Here is a 17,374-nt window from a genome sequence, read left to right as displayed (position 1 = left end):
ATCGCTATTGATAGTACATACTCTTAGCGCTGTTCCGTGCTGATATCCCGGTAAAAATAGTTTAATACCAATAACTTTATTGTGCCTATCGCTTATGAAGCGTGCTAGTGTCTATTATTTAACTGATTATAATCAGCACGATAGATACCCTATCCGCCTAATTTAGGGGTGCATATATTTCTATTTTGTCGAACTGATGATTAATTCATTTTCGGAAAATGCTCATTTACCCGGTTGGATAATAATTTAAAGTATTCATGTGACTTTATAACAACCAAGTGAAATATCCTCTTGGCGGCCATATGGAGAATATTATGATTGATGAAGGAAAAATACTGAGCCGCCATGAGTTTAGAAAAAATAACTCCAGAGCCACTATCGTCGCAATAATACTTATATTAGTATTTAGTTTTATAATAATTACCTTATCAATAGCGACATCTATTTTTTCAACCCCATCAATTCTTTCGATCTTATGTGTCGCTATTGCAGCTATCTCGCTGAGTACCTTCCTGTATTTGCGCTTACACTGTAATCCAATGTTTACCTACTTTCTTTATGAGAAAGGAGTACGGGTCTTCAATCATCACAGTGGAAATGTCTATTTTATTACATTTAATAAAATACAATACATTCATAAATACCATACAGGAGTAAACCCTAATGGCAAAATTAACACAATGGCATTTCGCACCTCTAAATTGCAGCCATGGAATATTATAATTAATAATATAACTAATGCTTACCCGCTGATAAACACAATAATCCATCAACAAGTCATGCATGTCGGGATAGTAAGTTTAAACTCTTTATCCCGAGGAAAAAAAATAGTATTTGATGTAATTAAAAAGAATGACAACTGGCTAAAATCACTCATATACCATGGTCTTTTAAATGTAATCATGGTGAAAAATGTTCAGATAGATACAACTCCACTTTCACTTAGTGCACACTCATTAATTACAACAGACGGTATTATCAGCATTGAAGACATCCTGCGTGTCGAGACGTTACGCGAGAAAGATCATGATAAAATACGCTTATTTGATGCTAAAGGTAATATACTTTTCTCAGTAGATTACTCAGCGCTTATCAGTGCCGATCTTTTTATTGCTTTAGTTGAACATATGATACAGAACCGTATTCCGGCCTATCATGGGTAAGAGGAAAGGAATTATTCTGTTACTGAATTCGTATAGTCGTTGGGGGTAAACCAATCTGTAGAATCATTGGTTGATAGTCACTCTGTCCTTCAATTCTGCTGGCTAATGTTCTGGCGAGCAAAAAACCTAGCCCCGCACCTAAAATAGCGCCTAGAGCAGTAAAAGCATCGGTGACAAATAAAGCCTGAAATAAACCGCCACCCGCAATCAATCCGGCTAAAGGCGTTAGATAAACCAAAGAAGCAGAACGTAATAAACTCCCCTCACTAATACCGACTTCAACCTTTTGGCCAGGTTCAAGCGGTTGCGAGATAGCTATTTGTAATTGGTGCTCCGACTCCGGCCCCAATTCATTTAATAAATGACTACCGCATCCAGTGCGCGCATTGCAACTCCCACAACCAGACTGTGGTTCACAACGCAATAGAGCAACACCATTTTGCCACGAAATAACTGTAGCCCATTCTTTCATCATTTTGTTGATTCCAAAACAATACTGTCAGCGATACGTTTTGCAGTTGTAGGCGGAAGCTCGCCAACTATGGTAATTTCAACATTATTACGAGCTTCAGTATGCACAGTTCTACGACCTTGACGTAAGGATTGCTCTGAAGGCGCATCTTTACCTGCCGGATTTATATTTACTGAAAAACTGAATAACCCATCAGAATATAATCGTGATTCTGTTGGTGCCTCCATATTCGGTAATGTACGGCGACTGCGTGAAATCTCGGAAACACCTTCCGGCAACCAACGTGGGGCCCAGGTAAAATCAACCTTGGTTTTAGCAGGTAATGCAAGTAATGGCGGTAAAGAGAGCTTTACCAGACCTTGCAAAATATCCTGAATAGGTTCACCGATAGCAAAAGAAATCACACGAAATTGCTCAAGTGTTTCACCATCACGATCTAACAAATCTACCCGCATTGGGAGTTTGCTCGTTTCATCCATCCAAATAATATAGCTGTATCGGGTACTGTCACGGGCGACTACCCGAATAACCTGACATGGTCGGTCTGCAATACGGGCACGGCCAAGTGCAATATAGTTATAGTATTTTGACAGTTTTTCAAAATCGGGGAATACGATAGACGGTAATGCATCAACTATATGTTCACCCGCCAGAGTGAAAGCATCGAAACCAGGTTCGAAATAACTTATTTCATTACCACGCTGTAAGATCTCAGTACGTGGGCCATCCATACGCAGCAATTGCGCAAAGGTTTTTTTATCTAAAATAGCATGTCGATAGCGAAGAGAATCAATCCCTTGCTTATTAACATTAATGTAGGATAGCTCATAGTTGAGCGACTGGCTGGCACTGCTCATTTCCTGCAACATTGCTATCGGCGTCGTTTCCGCCGAAGCAATTGTTGGCATGAACAGGCTGCCCGTCATTAAACAGACGGAGAACCAAAGTTGCTTCATTACTGCTGCTGCATTCCTAAGGACTGAGTTCCGGGAACCTGAATAGCGGCTTGTGTCGATGTTGAAGGCTGCTGCAACACGTCAGTTTGTGGCAAGCGGCGTTGCAATTCAAAATCTTGCAATTGAGTCATCATATTGACTCGCCGACGTTGCTCCTGAACCTGATGCTGTTGAGACGTTCCGAAAGAACCATCAGCAGGCACACCAAAACTTACTGGCGAGGCTTTACCCATCATCGGTAAGGTATTAAATGCAGGTGATTCTGGTTGCAAATTACCTGATTCGGGCTGGTTGTATTGTTGAACCCCAACAATTACCGCTAGAGAAACACACGCGGCAACCCCAACCTGAGTAATCTGGCTGGCCCATGGGCGAACTTTTTGCCAGAAAGGCATTTTCTGCCAGACATGAGGTTGTGGCTGAGATTCAGGCACAGCAATAGGTACAAAACGAGCAGGCTCGTTTTTGAGTGCCTCTGCGACTCGGCTGGCGATATCCAGATGCAAGACTTCACCAACATCCCCCCGCAGGGTATCACGGATTAAATGGTAGCTCTGCCAGCTTTGCTGCAATGCTTTATCTTTCGATAAAGAACCAAGCAGCTCACTATCAAGAGTTTCTCCGTCCATCAGAGCGGAAAGCTTTTCTTTCTGCATGCCAAATACCCTTTATGTGTCCGCTTATCGCTGAATTAGCGGCTGAACTTTATTATCGATAGCCTCTCTGGCACGGAAGATACGGGAACGAACAGTACCGACCGGACAGTCCATAATCACAGCTATCTCTTCATAGCTTAGACCATCTAACTCCCTGAGTGTAATTGCCATCCGCAGATCTTCAGGAAGTGACTCTATGGTTTTAAAAACTATCTGCCTCAATTCTTCAGACAACATTAAGTTCTCAGGGTTCGATATTTCTTTCAATGCACCCGCATTTTCGTAATTTTCAGCATCATTTGCATCCACATCACTGGATGGTGGGCGCCGCCCCTGAGCAACTAAGTAATTTTTTGCTGTATTCACAGCAATACGGTAAAGCCACGTATAGAAAGCGCTATCGCCACGAAATGACTCCAATGCACGATAAGCTTTGATAAAAGATTCCTGAACTACATCAGGGACATCACCCTGAGGCACATAGCGGGATACAAGGCTCGCAACCTTATGCTGGTATCGAATTACCAGTAAATTGAACGATTGCTGATCACCTTTCTGGACCCGTTCAACCAGCATCTGATCCGTTAACTGCTCGCTCATCCGAGGTGAACTCTCCCGAAATCTATCCTCACGCTAAAAGTAGTACTGCCAGCCATATCTTTATTTTCCTGAGCAAGCACACGCTTGGAGTTTATAAAAATTGCAAAGTTCCATGTTGCCAGATTATTTGTCTGAATATTCTTTAGACATCTTATAGCCATAGCTTTTGCTCTGGCAGATAGGCTAACATGAATTTCACTCTTCTTCTGCACACATCATACGATATGCAATCATCATCTGAACACGTTAGCGATGTATTGATCATCGGGAGTGGCGCTGCCGGTTTGTCATTGGCTTTACGCCTGGCGCCACATTGTAAAGTAACTGTTCTCAGCAAAGGGCCACTTAATGAAGGTGCCACTTTTTATGCTCAGGGAGGTATTGCTGCCGTTTTTGATGAAACTGACAGCATTAGTTCACATGTCGATGACACCCTGATTGCTGGGGCCGGGCTTTGTGACAAAGACGCCGTAGAGTTTATTGCCAGTAACGCCCGCTCTTGCGTGCAATGGCTTATTGATCAAGGCGTCCTGTTTGATACCGAAACCAATGCCAGCGGCGAAGAACGTTATCACCTTACCCGTGAAGGCGGCCATAGCCATCGCCGTATACTGCATACTGCTGATGCTACAGGTAAAGAAGTAGAAACTACCCTGGTAGGTAAAGCAAGGACCCACCCTAACATTTTAGTGAAAGAACGCTGTAATGCTGTCGATCTTATCACGTCCAATAAAATTGGTCTGACGGGCACTAAACGTGTGGTCGGCGCTTATATCTGGAACCGGGAGCTTGAGAAAGTTGAAACTTTTCGGGCTAAAGCGGTCGTTTTAGCTACCGGTGGTGCCGCCAAAGTTTACCAATATACCACTAACCCCGATATCTCTTCTGGCGATGGTATCGCCATGGCATGGCGTGCTGGGTGTCGTGTCGCTAATTTAGAATTTAACCAATTTCATCCTACCTGCTTGTTCCATCCGCAAGCGCGTAACTTCTTACTGACCGAAGCATTACGTGGCGAAGGTGCTTACCTTAAGCGCCCTGACGGCAGCCGCTTTATGCTTGATTTTGACCCCCGAGGGGAGTTGGCCCCGCGTGATATCGTCGCCCGCGCCATAGACCATGAGATGAAGCGCCTTGGTGCTGATTGTATGTATCTGGATATCAGTCATAAACCGACTGATTTCGTGATGCAACACTTCCCGATGATCTACGAAAAACTACTGTCGCTCGGTATCGATCTGACCAAAGAAGCCATTCCTATCGTACCTGCTGCTCACTATACCTGTGGCGGTGTAATGGTAGACCAACATGGGCGTACTGACCTGGATGGTTTATATGCGATTGGCGAAGTCAGCTATACCGGCTTGCATGGCGCTAACCGCATGGCTTCTAACTCTCTACTCGAGTGCCTGGTGTATGGCTGGTCTGCCGCTGAAGATATTCTTATGCGCTTGCCACATGCCAAATTGGCGAAACATTTGCCAGACTGGGACGAAAGCCGTGTTGATAACTCTGATGAACGTGTCGTCATTCAGCATAACTGGCATGAACTGCGTTTATTCATGTGGGATTACGTCGGTATTGTGCGCACCACCAAACGCTTAGAGCGCGCTTTACGCCGTATCAACACATTACAGCAGGAGATTGATGAATATTATGCCAACTTCCGTATCTCCAATAATCTGCTGGAATTACGTAACCTCGTGCAGGTCGCTGAGTTAATCGTGCGCTGTGCCATGGAGCGAAAAGAGAGCCGTGGTTTGCATTATACGCTTGATTATCCTGATCAAATAGAGAATCCACAGCCTACCATTCTCCATCCATAATAGCTTTTCAGGGCGCGTTTCACTATCGCGCCCTGCTTATCCTGATTTTTGACTTATCACTACAACCACTTATCACGATAACTAATAGTTGAGATAAAACTCGCTGATCAACTGACAAAATTCAGGGGAATAGACCCCTTCAGATTGACGCAAAGCTAAATGCTGATACTCCGTCTCTCCCGTCTGGCGCGATAACGTCAATAACATTCTATTTAGCGGCTTACCAGGACGATCCCTGATGTCTACTTGGCAGTGAACGAACCAGTTTTGTTGAATAGCAAGGCGGGAGAGTTCAATTCCCAAGTCATGAGGTAAAACCACACAAAACGCACCGCTCGGTGTGATAAGCTTCTCAGCACAGTTTAGTAAAGCATCATGCGTTAAGGAGCCGGTGTAACGCGCAGTATCGCGGGCCTCATCCCGGCAGGCGACCGCCGGAGCAAAATAAGGTGGATTGCTGACAATCAGATCATACTGATGAGGGTGGTTTTCAGCAAACTGGTGCACGTCCTGCTGATAAATACGAACCCGCTCAGCCCAGGGAGATGACGCCGCATTGCTGCTTGCCTGCCGTGCGGCTTCTGGCTCCAGTTCAACGCCATCAATCAATACCTCAGATGTTGAACGTTGAGCAATCATTAGAGCAATAAGTCCACTGCCACAACCGATATCCAGCACTTTACGGGCTTTTTCCACCGGCACCCAAGCCCCAAGTAGAACACCATCAGTGCCTACCTTCATCGCACAGCAATCATGTGCCACAAAGAATTGTTTAAAAGTGAAACCACCACCACGTAACACCGGTTTTTTTTTCAATTGTTCGCCCACATTAGTCACCAGAATCCATAACCGGCGTAGCATAGGACAATATGATTGAAGGGAAAAGACATCATTACAGCTTAAACAGGTGAAGAATTCGGCTAACCCGTCTATAATCGGCGCCCCAAGTAGAGGAAGACCATGACTGTAACCAATTTTTCCGAACTCGATCTCGATGAACGCCTGATTGACGCACTGCGCGACAAAGGCTATGAGCGCCCTACCGCCATTCAAGCTGCGGCTATTCCGCCAGCTATGGATGGGCGCGATGTATTGGGTTCGGCTCCAACAGGTACTGGCAAAACTGCCGCCTTTTTGCTGCCTGCCTTGCAGCATTTGCTCGATTTCCCACGCAAAAAATCTGGCCCGCCACGGATACTGATCCTGACGCCAACCCGTGAATTAGCCATGCAAGTTGCGGATCAAGCCCGTGAATTGGCCAAGCATACACAACTGGATATCGCCACGATCACCGGCGGTGTGGCTTATATGAACCACGCGGAAGTGTTTAGTGAAAATCAGGATATCGTTGTTGCGACCACTGGCCGCTTGTTGCAATACATCAAAGAAGAGAACTTTGACTGTCGGGCAGTAGAAACCCTGATTCTGGATGAAGCCGACCGTATGCTGGATATGGGCTTTGCGCAGGACATTGAAACCATCGCCGCAGAGACTCGCTGGCGTAAACAAACCTTACTGTTCTCCGCCACGCTTGAAGGTGAAGCTATCCGTGAGTTTGCGGAACGCATCCTGAATGAGCCGGTAGAGTTGGAAGCCGATCCATCTCGTCGCGAACGTAAAAAAATTCAGCAATGGTACTATCGTGCTGACAATATCGAACACAAAACCGCGCTGCTAGTGCATCTGCTCAAGCAACCGGAAGTGCAGAAATCCATCATTTTCGTCAGAACCCGTGAAAAGGTACACCAACTGGTCAGTTGGCTACGTGAGGCCGGAATTAACGCCTGGTTCCTCGAAGGTGAAATGGTTCAGGCGAAGCGCACCGAAGCCGTTATTCGTTTAGGCGATGGCCGGGTTAACGTTCTGGTTGCCACTGATGTGGCTTCACGCGGCCTCGACATCGACGATATCAGTCATGTATTCAACTTTGATCTGCCGCTGACATCTGACGTCTATCTGCACCGTATTGGCCGTACTGGCCGCGCCGGGCGCAAAGGTGTTGCTATCTCATTAGTTGAAGCGCATGACCATCTATTGCTGGGTAAAATTGGCCGTTATCTGAACGAACCATTGAAGCCACGGGTTATTGATGAATTACGCCCGACCAGTAAGGCACCAAGCGAAAAAACCACCGGTAAGCCTTCTAAAAAGGTTTTAGCAAAGCGTAAAGAGCTAAAAGAAGCCAGCAAAGAGAAGGTAAAGGTTAAGGTACGTCACCGCGATGCCAAAAATGTTGGTAAGCGGCGTAAGCCAAAGGAAAAACCTGATACCAAGAGTGCTGATTGATTTAGCATTCTTGCGAAGAAGCCGCTTACAATAGCGGCTTTTTTATTATCAGCACGATGGCGACAACCTTACTGTATTTCGCACTCAAGTTGCGTTTTAGCCTATCCGGCTAATATTCTGCTACTGCTGATAAATCTCAGCGAGTTTCTTCCCGCGCAGCCAGGTATTCAATTGCTGGTGTTTTTGTTGCATTTCAGCACTTTGAATATTCAAAGGCGTCATGGCAAAATATTGTTGAAAGGTCGCCCCCTGCTTGTTGCGTAATTCAGGATCAGCACCGGCTTTTAATAGCCGCAATGCCAGATCTGGCGCATTGGTTTTGCCCGCTAAATGCAGTGGTGTATCCCCCATCCGATCAGCCATATTCGGATCGACCCCAGCAACTAACAGCAGGATAACCTGAACTCCGCGCCCCGCCATAACAGCCGCAGCCAATGGCGTCGCCAGTGTCACACTATTGCGCGCATTAGGTTTCATACGACCTTCAAGTAAAATTTGCAGGTAATGCGCATCTTGCACACTAGCCGCCGTATGCCAGGCGGTATCACCCTGCATGCCCGACTGAAATGGATCAGCATGCTCTTGCAGCAACGCCGCTAAACTTTCTGGCTGTTGGTTGAGAATAGCCCACTGCATCAGGGTTAGCGACCGATCACCTTGCTGCTGCAACAACTTTTCATTTGCTAACTGATGGATCTGTTTTACATCTCCGTGGACAATCGCATCAGCGATCGGTATTACAGTCGGATCAGTAAAAGCTGTATTAATATCTGTCATCGCCTGCCCCTCAAAACTTATTAATGGCATCAAAACACCGTAGATGGCATAACGCAAATGGCGCCTCACCCTCATTGCCAGTGTCGATTCAGGCATACTGCCGCTCCCAAGGTTGTTGTTCACTCATTGAGCTGATCACTTTATCAATACTGTGTGCCGATAAGCGGCGTTCAAGGTGCTTATGTGGCAGCCAATCATCTATCCCTGTGAGTTTGTCACTATTTGTCAGAGTGATTTTATGGCCTACCGCATCAGGAATTAACCACGTAGATTCCTGTGCATCTGTCAGCAAATCATATTGTTCGCTATAGCAGCGCACACCACCGTTTCCTGCTGAAATCCGTGCTTGAGTGGGGTCCATACCAAGGCGATTTATGGTATGGTCTGAAACACCCGCGGCATTAAATGTCACCGCAAATGTTCCACTCGCTAATGCTGCGGTCGCCGCCAAACCGCCCCCCAATGAGTGCCCGGTAATCACCAGCGCATCACCAAATGCCATTTTTGCTGTTTTCCCTACAGCAACGGCTTGATTATACTGTACATCATCGTAGCCAGTGGCTTGCCGGATGTTACTTAGCCAATCATTTACATCATTAGTACCGGCAAAGGATAAAACATACTGCTGATTATCATGATAAATCCCAGCCTGAAATCCTGAAGCACTATTAAATAAACTCGCCGGATCTATTCCCGCAGCCAGTAACTCACCATCACTCAAACGTGTAAACCCGCCGATGCTCCCAGCAGCAGGAGCGTAAACATCTTTAGCGAGTAATGCTAATGAATAGTCCCCTTGCTGTGATCCTTGTCCATTTGATATCGCAACATGCTCACTCCCCGTCGCAGATCCGTTACTTCGTGTCAGGCTAACGTTAGCTTGCATACTGTAACAAAGCTCATTACCTGCCAGCGTTGCTGCTGTATGATGAGTCGGTTGTCCCACTGAAGGCTTGTCCGCGGTGGTGACATCCCTCTTTGGCAGTTCCGATGGGTTCACTTGACTCATTAAACCTACTAATGCAGTAGGCCCAATCAAACTGACAGGTCCACTCATGCCAACTCCTTGTCGAAAGATAATCCAGATAATTAGTTCGGCGTTATGGGTTTATCTATCGACACATCGGATGAGTTCTTAAATGGAAATGATAAGATTTACTTATAAATATAGAGAAGTGTGATCGTTATCAAATTTATCGACCACTAAATAGCAGAGATGAAAAAGGGAGCCGAAGCTCCCTTAGAATTTTTGAATGACTTAAACGTTATGACAAAAATTACAGACTTTCAGTGAAAGTACGAGTAATCACATCACGTTGTTGTTCTGGTGTCAGGGAGTTAAAACGCACTGCATAGCCAGAAACACGAATCGTCAACTGAGGATATTTTTCTGGATTTTTCACTGCATCTTCCAGTGTTTCGCGGCGCAGAACGTTAACGTTCAAATGCTGACCACCTTCAACACGCACTGTTGGCTGCACTTCCAGTGGAACTTCGCGATATTCAATCTGGCCTAACTCACTGGCAGGAACTATCTGATCTTCGGCATAACCCGCTTTAGCGCAAACGCAGCGCAATTCAGATTTTTCATCATCCAACAGCCAAAAAGAGTTCAGTAAGGCTTCATTGTTAGCTTTAGTAATTTGAATACCAGTAATCATTTGGTGCCTCCATAATGCGGATATAAATTCCAAGGGGGAGAAACTATCTTGGTTATTTGGTAAAACCATTGTTGTCTTATTGTTCTGTATACCAGTCAGACCGTCGCAATTCTTTGACTTAAATCAATCTTTCGGCCATGTCAGTAATAACTCCATCGGCAAATTTATGTTTTATATCAATTTTATCAAAACAACTGACAGCAAATATTTTTGTAAATTTTCAACATTTCTTTGCATAAAGAGGTCAAAAAATCATCATTACGTCACAGAGTCAGGTTTAACGGTTTCACTCACCGGTTTGAACCGGTAAGCTAACGCACATCAATACTTTGCAGAAACCAAGGAGAGTGTTTATGTCTGCCTCCCTTACCTGGCACGATGTGATCGGCCTGGAAAAAGAACAGCCTTACTTTAGAGATACACTGGCCTATGTGGCAGCAGAACGCAGTGCTGGCAAGACTATCTATCCTGCGCAAAAAGATGTATTTAACGCATTCCGCCTGACTGAATTGGATCAGGTTAAAGTGGTTATTTTAGGGCAAGACCCCTACCACGGCCCCAATCAAGCACATGGATTATCATTTTCTGTGTTACCTGGTGTGCCGGCGCCTCCCTCTTTGGTGAACATGTACAAAGAGTTGGCTACCGATATTCCAGGCTTTGAGCGCCCCAATCATGGCTTCTTGCAAAGCTGGGCCGAACAAGGGGTATTGCTGCTCAATACCGTGCTAACCGTTGAAGCAGGTAATGCGCACTCTCATGCTAACCTTGGTTGGGAAACCTTCACTGATAAAGTCATTGCAGCCCTGAATGAACATCGTGATGGGGTGATTTTTATGCTGTGGGGAGCACATGCCCAGAAGAAGGGCCGGATCATTGATACCCAACGCCACTTTATTTTAAAAGCGCCGCACCCATCGCCGCTGTCTGCCCATCGTGGTTTTCTTGGTTGTAAGCACTTTTCACAAGCAAATCAGCTACTGCAACAGCACAATCAACAAGCTATTGATTGGCAACCAAAACTACCAACAGCAGATTAAAATACCAAGATAGTTAAATAAAAAAAGGCACCCGAAGGTGCCTTTTTCACGTCAGGACACCTTAAGCTTTCGCTTTAGATACCGCAACCATTGCCGGGCGTAGCAAACGGCCATTTAGCGTATAGCCTTTTTGCATCACCATCATCACATGATTTGGTTCATGATCAGCAGATTCAAGCATCGTCATTGCCTGATGAACATCAGGATTAAACGGCACATGGGTATCAGCGACAACCTCAATGCCGAATTTACCTACTGCATCGAGCAGTGATTTCAGCGTCAACTCGACACCTTCAATCATCGAAGTCAGTTCGGCATTGCTTTTATCAGCAGTATCCAGTGCACGTTCCAGATTATCGATCACTGGCAATAATTCAGATGAAAATCTTTCCAGTGCAAACTTATGCGCTTTTTCAACATCCAATTCAGTACGACGACGGATATTCTCAACTTCAGCCTTAGCGCGTAGCAAGCTTTCGCGCTCACGCTGTACGGCTGCAGCCAACTGCGCTTCAAGCTCGGCAACACGCGGATCTACACCTTCACCCGTCTCTTGTGTCGCTTCCACTTGCTGCTCTGCTGCATTTTCCATTTCTTCCGAGACTTGCTCGTTTGGTGTTTTCTGTTCTTTACTACTCATGGATATCTCCGCGTTTTAGCATTAATCTCGCTACTTGGCTTATTATGGGGATCAAAACCGGGGATTCAAGGGAACCGGTCATAATGTGGGGTAAAAGACGCCCCAGTAAGGAAAATCACGGCAATGAATAATAAAAGATTCAATTGTATTGGTATTGTCGGTCACCCACGGCATCCGGCGGCACTTGCCACCCATGAGATGCTCTACCACTGGTTAAACGCCAAAGGTTATGACGTGATGGTTGAACAGCAGATCGCCAAAGATCTAAATTTAACCGATGCCATTACCGGCAGCTTGGCTGATATTGGCCAAAAAGCCGATTTAGCCGTGGTGGTCGGGGGCGACGGCAATATGCTCGGTGCCGCGCGAGTACTCGCTCGCTATGATATCAAAGTCATCGGTGTCAACCGAGGCAATCTGGGCTTTCTGACTGATTTGGACCCGGATAATGCCCAACAACAACTTTCAGATGTACTGGAAGGCGAATACCTAAGCGAACAACGCTTCTTACTAGAAGTACAAGTGACTCGTACCAATCAGCAAAGCCGCATCAGCACAGCAATCAATGAAGTGGTTTTGCATCCGGGTAAAGTGGCACATATGATTGAATTCGAAGTGTATATCGATAACCGCTTCGCTTTTTCTCAACGTTCAGACGGCCTGATCATTGCCACCCCTACCGGCTCGACGGCTTATTCGCTCTCGGCTGGTGGCCCAATCCTCACCCCCACCCTAGACGCCATCGTATTGGTCCCGATGTTCCCACACACTCTAACCGCCAGACCTCTGGTCATTAATAGTAGCAGCACCATCCGATTGAAGTTTTCGCAAATCACCAGCGACCTAGAAATAAGCTGTGATAGCCAGATAGCACTACCGATTCAGGAGGGTGAAGAAGTATTAATTCGCCGTAGTGATTTTCACCTTAATCTTATTCATCCAAAGGACTACAGTTATTTCAATACGTTAAGTACAAAACTAGGCTGGTCGAAAAAATTATTCTAAAAAGTGCCGCAAGGACTTTACTGTATATAAAACCAGTTTATACTGTATTCAAATACAGCCATGTGTTTATGTACAGGAGATTTACCATGCTGGCCCAATTAACCATCAGTAATTTTGCAATTGTGCGTGAGTTAGAAATCGATTTTCAACCCGGGATGACAGCAATTACTGGCGAAACAGGGGCAGGTAAATCTATCGCCATAGATGCATTGGGGTTATGCCTTGGTAGCCGCTCAGATGGCAGCATGGTGCGTTTAGGTGCAACGCGTGCTGATATTTGTGCTCGCTTTTCACTGACAGACACCCCATCGGCCCGACAGTGGTTGGAAAATAACCATCTTGATGACAGTAATGAATGCCTATTGCGGCGGGCTATTGGAACCGATGGCCGCTCAAGAGGCTTTATTAATGGTACGGCAGTCCCCCTGTCACAACTGCGAGAGTTAGGCCAACATCTCATCCAGATTCACGGCCAACATGCCCATCAGTTGCTATTAAGACCAGATCATCAAAAACAGCTATTAGATGCCTACGCAGATCAGTCTGCTTTGCTGAGCGAAATGAAAGCAGCCTATCAAATCTGGCACCAAAGTTGCCGGGCACTGGCACTCCATCAACAGCAATCTCTGGAACGTAACGCCCGAAAGGAATTATTGCAATATCAGTTGAAAGAACTAAATTCATTTGTCCCACAAGCGGGGGAATATGAACAAATTGATATCGAATATAAGCGTTTGGCAAACAGTGGGCAGTTGTTGTCACTCAGCCAACAAGCCTTACAATTGCTGTCGGATGATGAACAGAATAACATTCTCAGCCAGCTCTTCTCAGCCAAACACCAGTTAACCGAACTGGCTGGCATGGATGAACAATTTAATAATTTATTAAATATGCTAGAAGAGGCTTCTATCCAAATCAGTGAAGCCAGTGATGAGCTACGCCATTATGCGGAGCAATTTGATATGGACCCTAACCGTTTGTATGAATTGGAACAACGGTTATCTCGTCAATTAAATCTGGCCCGTAAACACCATGTAGCACCAGAAGAGTTACCCTTGTTTCACCAGCAATTGCTGGATGAGCAAGAACAGCTGTCACGGCAAGAAAACGACCATGAGCAACTCAGCCACGCGGTAAATACTCACTATCAACACGCGTTAGAGATAGCTAACCGGTTGCACCAAGAACGCCAGCATTATGCTGATGAATTGGCCGCGCTAATTACCGAAAGCATGCATGAATTATCAATGCCACATGGCCAATTCACGATTGACACCCATTTTGAGCCAGAGCACCTCAGTGCTGAAGGGGCGACCCGCATTGAGTTCTGCGTCACTACCAACCCAGGTCAACCGCTACAAGCACTGGCCAAAGTCGCCTCCGGTGGTGAACTGTCTCGCATCGCATTGGCGATTCAGGTGATTACAGCGCGTAAAATGGATACTCCTGCGCTTATCTTCGATGAAGTTGATGTTGGTATCAGTGGACCAACGGCAGCCATAGTGGGCCGCCTGTTGCGTCAGCTTGGTGAATCGACTCAGGTTATGTGTGTGACCCACCTTCCACAAGTTGCGGGTTGTGGCCATCAACATTTCTTTGTGAGTAAACAAACCGATGGCACTGAAACCGAAACCCATATGCATCGGCTAGATAAAAAAGCCCGCTTGCAAGAGTTGGCGCGCCTTCTGGGCGGCAGTGAAGTGACGAAAAACACCTTGGCAAATGCAAAAGAATTGCTCGCAGCATAGAAAAGATTAACTTTTTTCCTTTCCAGAGGTCATACAGGTGCCCTGTAAAGGTTTCCAACTGCTGCAAGGTCTATTATCATCGTCATCCTACGCCCTAAAGGAATGTGATTACTATGCGCTGTAAAATGCTGACTGCCGCCGCTGTGATGCTTGCAATGCTTACTGCGGGTTGTTCAACGCTGGAGAAGGTGGTCTACCGGCCTGATATTAATCAGGGTAACTATTTATCACCTAATGACGCGTCCAAAATTCATAAAGGTATGACCCAGCAACAAGTGGCATATACCTTAGGCACACCAATGCTACAGGACCCGTTTGGCACCAAAACCTGGTTCTATGTGTTCCGCCAACAACCTGGCCACCAGAAAGTAACACAACAGACGTTGACGTTGACCTTTGATAGCAGCGGCGTGCTGACTGATATCAAAAACGAACCAACATTAGCAGGAAATTAATTTATCCGAAGATTGCAGAACAGATGAAGGGAACGAATACTGATTATGGTTTTAGGCAACAAGCCGCCTAATGCTTATGCAACCATAGGATGGCGTACGCTTTTTCTTCGATAGCAGTTCAGGGCTACAATAAAAATAAGGCACAGACGGTGCCTTATTTTTTTGCCTGTTCGGCGCGTTGTCGGCGTAACTCTTTAGGGTCTGCGCTCAGAGGGCGATAAATCTCAACACGATCACCCGTGGAAAGCTTATCTCCCAGCTTTACCGGGCGGCTGTAAACACCCACTTTATTTTTTGTCAGATCAATATCTGATCGTAACTCAAGTAAACCTGATGCTTTGATAGCATCCTCAACAGTACTGCCAGCCTCAAGTGAAACAGTCCGCAAATATTGGCGTTCAGGCAAGGCATAAACCACCTCAACGCGAATCTCAGACACTGTATACCTCTTTAGCACGTTGAGTGAACGCCTGCACCATATTGCCAGCTAATTCCTTGAATATTTTACCAAAAGCCAACTCAATCAGCTTATTGGTAAATTCAAAATCCAGGTGCAGTTCAACTTTACAAGCATCTGCACTTAATGGGGTAAAATGCCATCCGCCCATTAATTTCCGAAATGGCCCATCTACCAATTGCATATTAATGCTCTGGTTATCAGTCAATGTATTGCGTGTAGTAAACGTTTTACTGATACCAGCCTTGGCGACATCAACTGCGGCCGTCATTTCATTTTCAGTAACATCAAGCACCCGGCTGCCGGTGCAACCAGGCAAAAATTCTGGATAAGAGCGAACATCATTAACCAGTTGATACATCTGTTCTACGCTAAACGGAACCAACGCAGAGCGGCTAATCTGTGGCATAACATTTCCTGTGAGACATAAAACGCGCTGATAATACCATTTATCTACCGCCAGACAAAAAATCTGCTAGGCATTCTACGCAACAAATGAGACAAAATGCACAGGCATCCTGCGGGAAAGGATTTCATTCGCCTCCGCATACAGTATAATGATCAATACTATGACAAAGAAAAAAGCATACAAACCCGGTTCCGCAACCATTGCGCAAAATAAACGAGCCCGCCATGAATACTTCATTGAAGAAGAGTTCGAAGCGGGTCTTGCGCTGCAAGGTTGGGAAGTAAAATCTCTGCGTGCTGGCAAAGCCAACATTAGTGATAGCTACGTAACCTTTAGAAATGGCGAAGCCTTCTTGTTTGGCGCCACCATTACGCCGTTGAACGTTGCGTCGACTCATGTTGTCTGCGAGCCAATGCGTACCCGTAAACTGCTGCTAAACAAACGCGAGCTGGATTCGCTGCTCGGTAAAGTTAATCGCGACGGTTTTACCGTAGTTGCCCTTTCCGTATATTGGAAAAATGCTTGGGTTAAAGTTAAAATCGGTGTCGCAAAAGGTAAGAAAGATCACGATAAACGTGATGACATCAAAGATCGTGAATGGCAGGTCGATAAAGCCAGAATAATGAAACACGCTAACCGTTAAGTCTCTGGCTTATCAGCGTATAGTTCTGGTATACTATAGAAGTTCTTTGGGGCTGATTCTGGATTCGACGGGATTCGCGAAACCCAAGGTGCATGCCGAGGTGCGGAGGCCTCGTAAAAAACCGCAAAAAAAATAATTGCAAACGACTCGCAATACGAATCTGCTGCTTTAGCAGCTTAATCAGCCTAAGAAACTGAAGGTTCCCTCTCTCCCTAGCCTCCGCTCTTAGGACGGGGATCAAGAGAGGTCAAACCCAAAAGAGCTCGTGTGGAAACCTTGCCTGGGGTTGAAGCATTAAAACTAATCAGGATAGTTTGTTAGTGGCGTGTCCGTCCGCAGCTAACCGGCGAATGTAATGACTGGACTAAGCATGTAGTGCCGACGGCGTAGTAATTTCGGACGGGGGTTCAAATCCCCCCAGCTCCACCACTTTTAGTTTTACCGAAGTATAGTAAAGTCTACTAAGCCCGCATGGAACCAGCCTTGTGGGCTTTTTTACGTCTATAGTAGTCTACCGAGAATTGCTAGAAACCACTACTTATGGCACCCTCCTTGGGACCCAACACAAAGGGTCCAAAAC

General features: G+C 45.8%; 20 protein-coding genes and 1 other RNA gene. 10 read left to right on the top strand and 11 right to left on the bottom strand.

Annotated features, from left to right (window positions below; all coding sequences use genetic code 11):
- The first annotated feature begins 314 nt into the window (after window positions 1-314).
- The gene (locus tag A6J66_022360) at window positions 315-1,163 is read left to right on the top strand and encodes a hypothetical protein (GenBank protein ID PNM26651.1); all 849 of its coding nucleotides are present in this window, start codon (window positions 315-317) and stop codon (window positions 1,161-1,163) included.
- Between the two features lie 19 nt (window positions 1,164-1,182).
- Here the strand turns inward: A6J66_022360 and A6J66_022355 are convergent, their stop codons facing one another.
- Genes A6J66_022355 through rpoE form a run of 4 tightly spaced genes read right to left on the bottom strand, consistent with a single transcriptional unit; the run spans window position 1,183 to window position 3,847 of the window.
- Entirely contained in the window at window positions 1,183-1,638 is a 456-nt protein-coding gene (locus tag A6J66_022355; protein ID PNM26650.1) for a SoxR reducing system protein RseC, read from the bottom strand.
- A complete protein-coding gene (locus A6J66_022350; protein ID PNM26649.1) occupies window positions 1,635-2,591 on the bottom strand; it encodes a sigma-E factor regulatory protein RseB in 957 nt (318 codons plus the stop codon). Before A6J66_022350 ends, A6J66_022355 begins: the two co-directional genes overlap by 4 nt.
- Window positions 2,591-3,247 (bottom strand): anti-sigma-E factor RseA, encoded by a 657-nt coding sequence (locus A6J66_022345; GenBank protein PNM26648.1) that lies wholly within the window; start codon window positions 3,245-3,247, stop codon window positions 2,591-2,593. Before A6J66_022345 ends, A6J66_022350 begins: the two co-directional genes overlap by 1 nt.
- Before the next feature lie 24 nt (window positions 3,248-3,271).
- Window positions 3,272-3,847 carry an RNA polymerase sigma factor RpoE gene (rpoE, locus tag A6J66_022340; GenBank protein ID PNM26647.1) on the bottom strand — a complete coding sequence of 192 codons (576 nt, stop codon included), beginning with the start codon at window positions 3,845-3,847 and terminating at the stop codon, window positions 3,272-3,274.
- Window positions 3,848-4,035: 188 nt separating this feature from the next.
- Between rpoE and A6J66_022335 the strand changes: the two genes are divergently transcribed.
- Window positions 4,036-5,673: an L-aspartate oxidase gene (locus tag A6J66_022335; protein ID PNM26646.1), complete on the top strand. Its 1,638-nt coding sequence runs from the start codon at window positions 4,036-4,038 to the stop codon at window positions 5,671-5,673.
- Between the two features lie 81 nt (window positions 5,674-5,754).
- Here the strand turns inward: A6J66_022335 and A6J66_022330 are convergent, their stop codons facing one another.
- A complete protein-coding gene (locus A6J66_022330) occupies window positions 5,755-6,510 on the bottom strand; it encodes a tRNA1(Val) (adenine(37)-N6)-methyltransferase (protein ID PNM27125.1) in 756 nt (251 codons plus the stop codon).
- A 123-nt stretch (window positions 6,511-6,633) separates the two neighbouring features.
- On the opposite strand from A6J66_022330, the gene A6J66_022325 reads away from it, so the two are divergent.
- Window positions 6,634-7,959 carry an ATP-dependent RNA helicase SrmB gene (locus tag A6J66_022325; protein PNM26645.1) on the top strand — a complete coding sequence of 442 codons (1,326 nt, stop codon included), beginning with the start codon at window positions 6,634-6,636 and terminating at the stop codon, window positions 7,957-7,959.
- 120 nt (window positions 7,960-8,079) lie between these two features.
- On the opposite strand, the gene A6J66_022320 is transcribed toward A6J66_022325, so the two are convergent.
- The 3 genes from A6J66_022320 to A6J66_022310 all read right to left on the bottom strand — a co-directional run bounded on the left by A6J66_022320 (window position 8,080) and on the right by A6J66_022310 (window position 10,397).
- Window positions 8,080-8,736: an ankyrin repeat domain-containing protein gene (locus A6J66_022320; protein PNM27124.1), complete on the bottom strand. Its 657-nt coding sequence runs from the start codon at window positions 8,734-8,736 to the stop codon at window positions 8,080-8,082.
- Between the two features lie 88 nt (window positions 8,737-8,824).
- Window positions 8,825-9,793, bottom strand: a complete 969-nt coding sequence (locus tag A6J66_022315) for a DUF2974 domain-containing protein (GenBank protein ID PNM26644.1) — start codon at window positions 9,791-9,793, stop codon at window positions 8,825-8,827.
- A gap of 220 nt (window positions 9,794-10,013) precedes the next feature.
- Window positions 10,014-10,397: an autonomous glycyl radical cofactor GrcA gene (locus tag A6J66_022310; GenBank protein ID PNM26643.1), complete on the bottom strand. Its 384-nt coding sequence runs from the start codon at window positions 10,395-10,397 to the stop codon at window positions 10,014-10,016.
- Between the two features lie 79 nt (window positions 10,398-10,476).
- Here A6J66_022310 and A6J66_022305 point away from each other — a divergent pair, with 79 nt between their 5' ends.
- The gene (locus A6J66_022305; protein PNM26642.1) at window positions 10,477-10,707 is read left to right on the top strand and encodes a hypothetical protein; all 231 of its coding nucleotides are present in this window, start codon (window positions 10,477-10,479) and stop codon (window positions 10,705-10,707) included.
- Window positions 10,708-10,750: 43 nt separating this feature from the next.
- The gene (locus tag A6J66_022300) at window positions 10,751-11,437 is read left to right on the top strand and encodes a uracil-DNA glycosylase (GenBank protein ID PNM26641.1); all 687 of its coding nucleotides are present in this window, start codon (window positions 10,751-10,753) and stop codon (window positions 11,435-11,437) included.
- A gap of 61 nt (window positions 11,438-11,498) precedes the next feature.
- Here the strand turns inward: A6J66_022300 and A6J66_022295 are convergent, their stop codons facing one another.
- Window positions 11,499-12,077, bottom strand: coding sequence for a nucleotide exchange factor GrpE (locus tag A6J66_022295; protein ID PNM26640.1), 579 nt, complete (start codon window positions 12,075-12,077; stop codon window positions 11,499-11,501).
- A gap of 123 nt (window positions 12,078-12,200) precedes the next feature.
- Here A6J66_022295 and A6J66_022290 point away from each other — a divergent pair, with 123 nt between their 5' ends.
- From A6J66_022290 to A6J66_022280, 3 genes are all read left to right on the top strand, one after another.
- Window positions 12,201-13,082 carry an NAD(+) kinase gene (locus A6J66_022290; protein ID PNM26639.1) on the top strand — a complete coding sequence of 294 codons (882 nt, stop codon included), beginning with the start codon at window positions 12,201-12,203 and terminating at the stop codon, window positions 13,080-13,082.
- 68 nt (window positions 13,083-13,150) lie between these two features.
- Window positions 13,151-14,830 carry a DNA repair protein RecN gene (locus tag A6J66_022285; protein ID PNM26638.1) on the top strand — a complete coding sequence of 560 codons (1,680 nt, stop codon included), beginning with the start codon at window positions 13,151-13,153 and terminating at the stop codon, window positions 14,828-14,830.
- Window positions 14,831-14,943: 113 nt separating this feature from the next.
- Window positions 14,944-15,285 (top strand): outer membrane protein assembly factor BamE, encoded by a 342-nt coding sequence (locus tag A6J66_022280; protein ID PNM26637.1) that lies wholly within the window; start codon window positions 14,944-14,946, stop codon window positions 15,283-15,285.
- A gap of 154 nt (window positions 15,286-15,439) precedes the next feature.
- On the opposite strand, the gene A6J66_022275 is transcribed toward A6J66_022280, so the two are convergent.
- On the bottom strand, window positions 15,440-15,724 hold the full coding sequence (locus A6J66_022275) for an RnfH family protein (protein ID PNM26636.1): 285 nt from the start codon (window positions 15,722-15,724) through the stop codon (window positions 15,440-15,442).
- A complete protein-coding gene (locus A6J66_022270; protein PNM26635.1) occupies window positions 15,717-16,205 on the bottom strand; it encodes a ubiquinone-binding protein in 489 nt (162 codons plus the stop codon). The genes A6J66_022275 and A6J66_022270 overlap by 8 nt, the downstream gene beginning before the upstream one ends.
- A gap of 106 nt (window positions 16,206-16,311) precedes the next feature.
- Between A6J66_022270 and smpB the strand changes: the two genes are divergently transcribed.
- Together smpB and ssrA are read left to right on the top strand one after the other, a co-directional pair.
- Complete coding sequence (gene smpB / locus A6J66_022265) at window positions 16,312-16,794, top strand: SsrA-binding protein (protein ID PNM27123.1); 483 nt, start codon at window positions 16,312-16,314, stop codon at window positions 16,792-16,794.
- A 48-nt stretch (window positions 16,795-16,842) separates the two neighbouring features.
- Window positions 16,843-17,223: a transfer-messenger RNA gene (ssrA, locus tag A6J66_022260) on the top strand.
- The last annotated feature ends 151 nt before the right edge of the window (window positions 17,224-17,374 follow it).

Origin of the sequence: Yersinia enterocolitica (assembly GCA_002082245.2) — a bacterium.
Classification (GTDB): domain Bacteria; phylum Pseudomonadota; class Gammaproteobacteria; order Enterobacterales; family Enterobacteriaceae; genus Yersinia; species Yersinia enterocolitica_E.
This window is presented reverse-complemented; position numbering and strand designations above follow the sequence as displayed.

Bases quoted from the DNA above. Each gene is read 5' to 3' on its own strand.
- A6J66_022360 (PNM26651.1), top strand. From the start codon at position 315: ATGATTGATGAAGGAAAAATACTGAGCCGCCATGAGTTTAGAAAAAAT.
- A6J66_022355 (PNM26650.1), bottom strand. From the start codon at position 1,638: ATGATGAAAGAATGGGCTACAGTTATTTCGTGGCAAAATGGTGTTGCT.
- A6J66_022350 (PNM26649.1), bottom strand. From the start codon at position 2,591: ATGAAGCAACTTTGGTTCTCCGTCTGTTTAATGACGGGCAGCCTGTTC.
- A6J66_022345 (PNM26648.1), bottom strand. From the start codon at position 3,247: ATGCAGAAAGAAAAGCTTTCCGCTCTGATGGACGGAGAAACTCTTGAT.
- rpoE (PNM26647.1), bottom strand. From the start codon at position 3,847: ATGAGCGAGCAGTTAACGGATCAGATGCTGGTTGAACGGGTCCAGAAA.
- A6J66_022335 (PNM26646.1), top strand. From the start codon at position 4,036: ATGAATTTCACTCTTCTTCTGCACACATCATACGATATGCAATCATCA.
- A6J66_022325 (PNM26645.1), top strand. From the start codon at position 6,634: ATGACTGTAACCAATTTTTCCGAACTCGATCTCGATGAACGCCTGATT.
- A6J66_022320 (PNM27124.1), bottom strand. From the start codon at position 8,736: ATGACAGATATTAATACAGCTTTTACTGATCCGACTGTAATACCGATC.
- A6J66_022315 (PNM26644.1), bottom strand. From the start codon at position 9,793: ATGAGTGGACCTGTCAGTTTGATTGGGCCTACTGCATTAGTAGGTTTA.
- A6J66_022310 (PNM26643.1), bottom strand. From the start codon at position 10,397: ATGATTACTGGTATTCAAATTACTAAAGCTAACAATGAAGCCTTACTG.
- A6J66_022300 (PNM26641.1), top strand. From the start codon at position 10,751: ATGTCTGCCTCCCTTACCTGGCACGATGTGATCGGCCTGGAAAAAGAA.
- A6J66_022295 (PNM26640.1), bottom strand. From the start codon at position 12,077: ATGAGTAGTAAAGAACAGAAAACACCAAACGAGCAAGTCTCGGAAGAA.
- A6J66_022290 (PNM26639.1), top strand. From the start codon at position 12,201: ATGAATAATAAAAGATTCAATTGTATTGGTATTGTCGGTCACCCACGG.
- A6J66_022285 (PNM26638.1), top strand. From the start codon at position 13,151: ATGTACAGGAGATTTACCATGCTGGCCCAATTAACCATCAGTAATTTT.
- A6J66_022280 (PNM26637.1), top strand. From the start codon at position 14,944: ATGCGCTGTAAAATGCTGACTGCCGCCGCTGTGATGCTTGCAATGCTT.
- smpB (PNM27123.1), top strand. From the start codon at position 16,312: ATGACAAAGAAAAAAGCATACAAACCCGGTTCCGCAACCATTGCGCAA.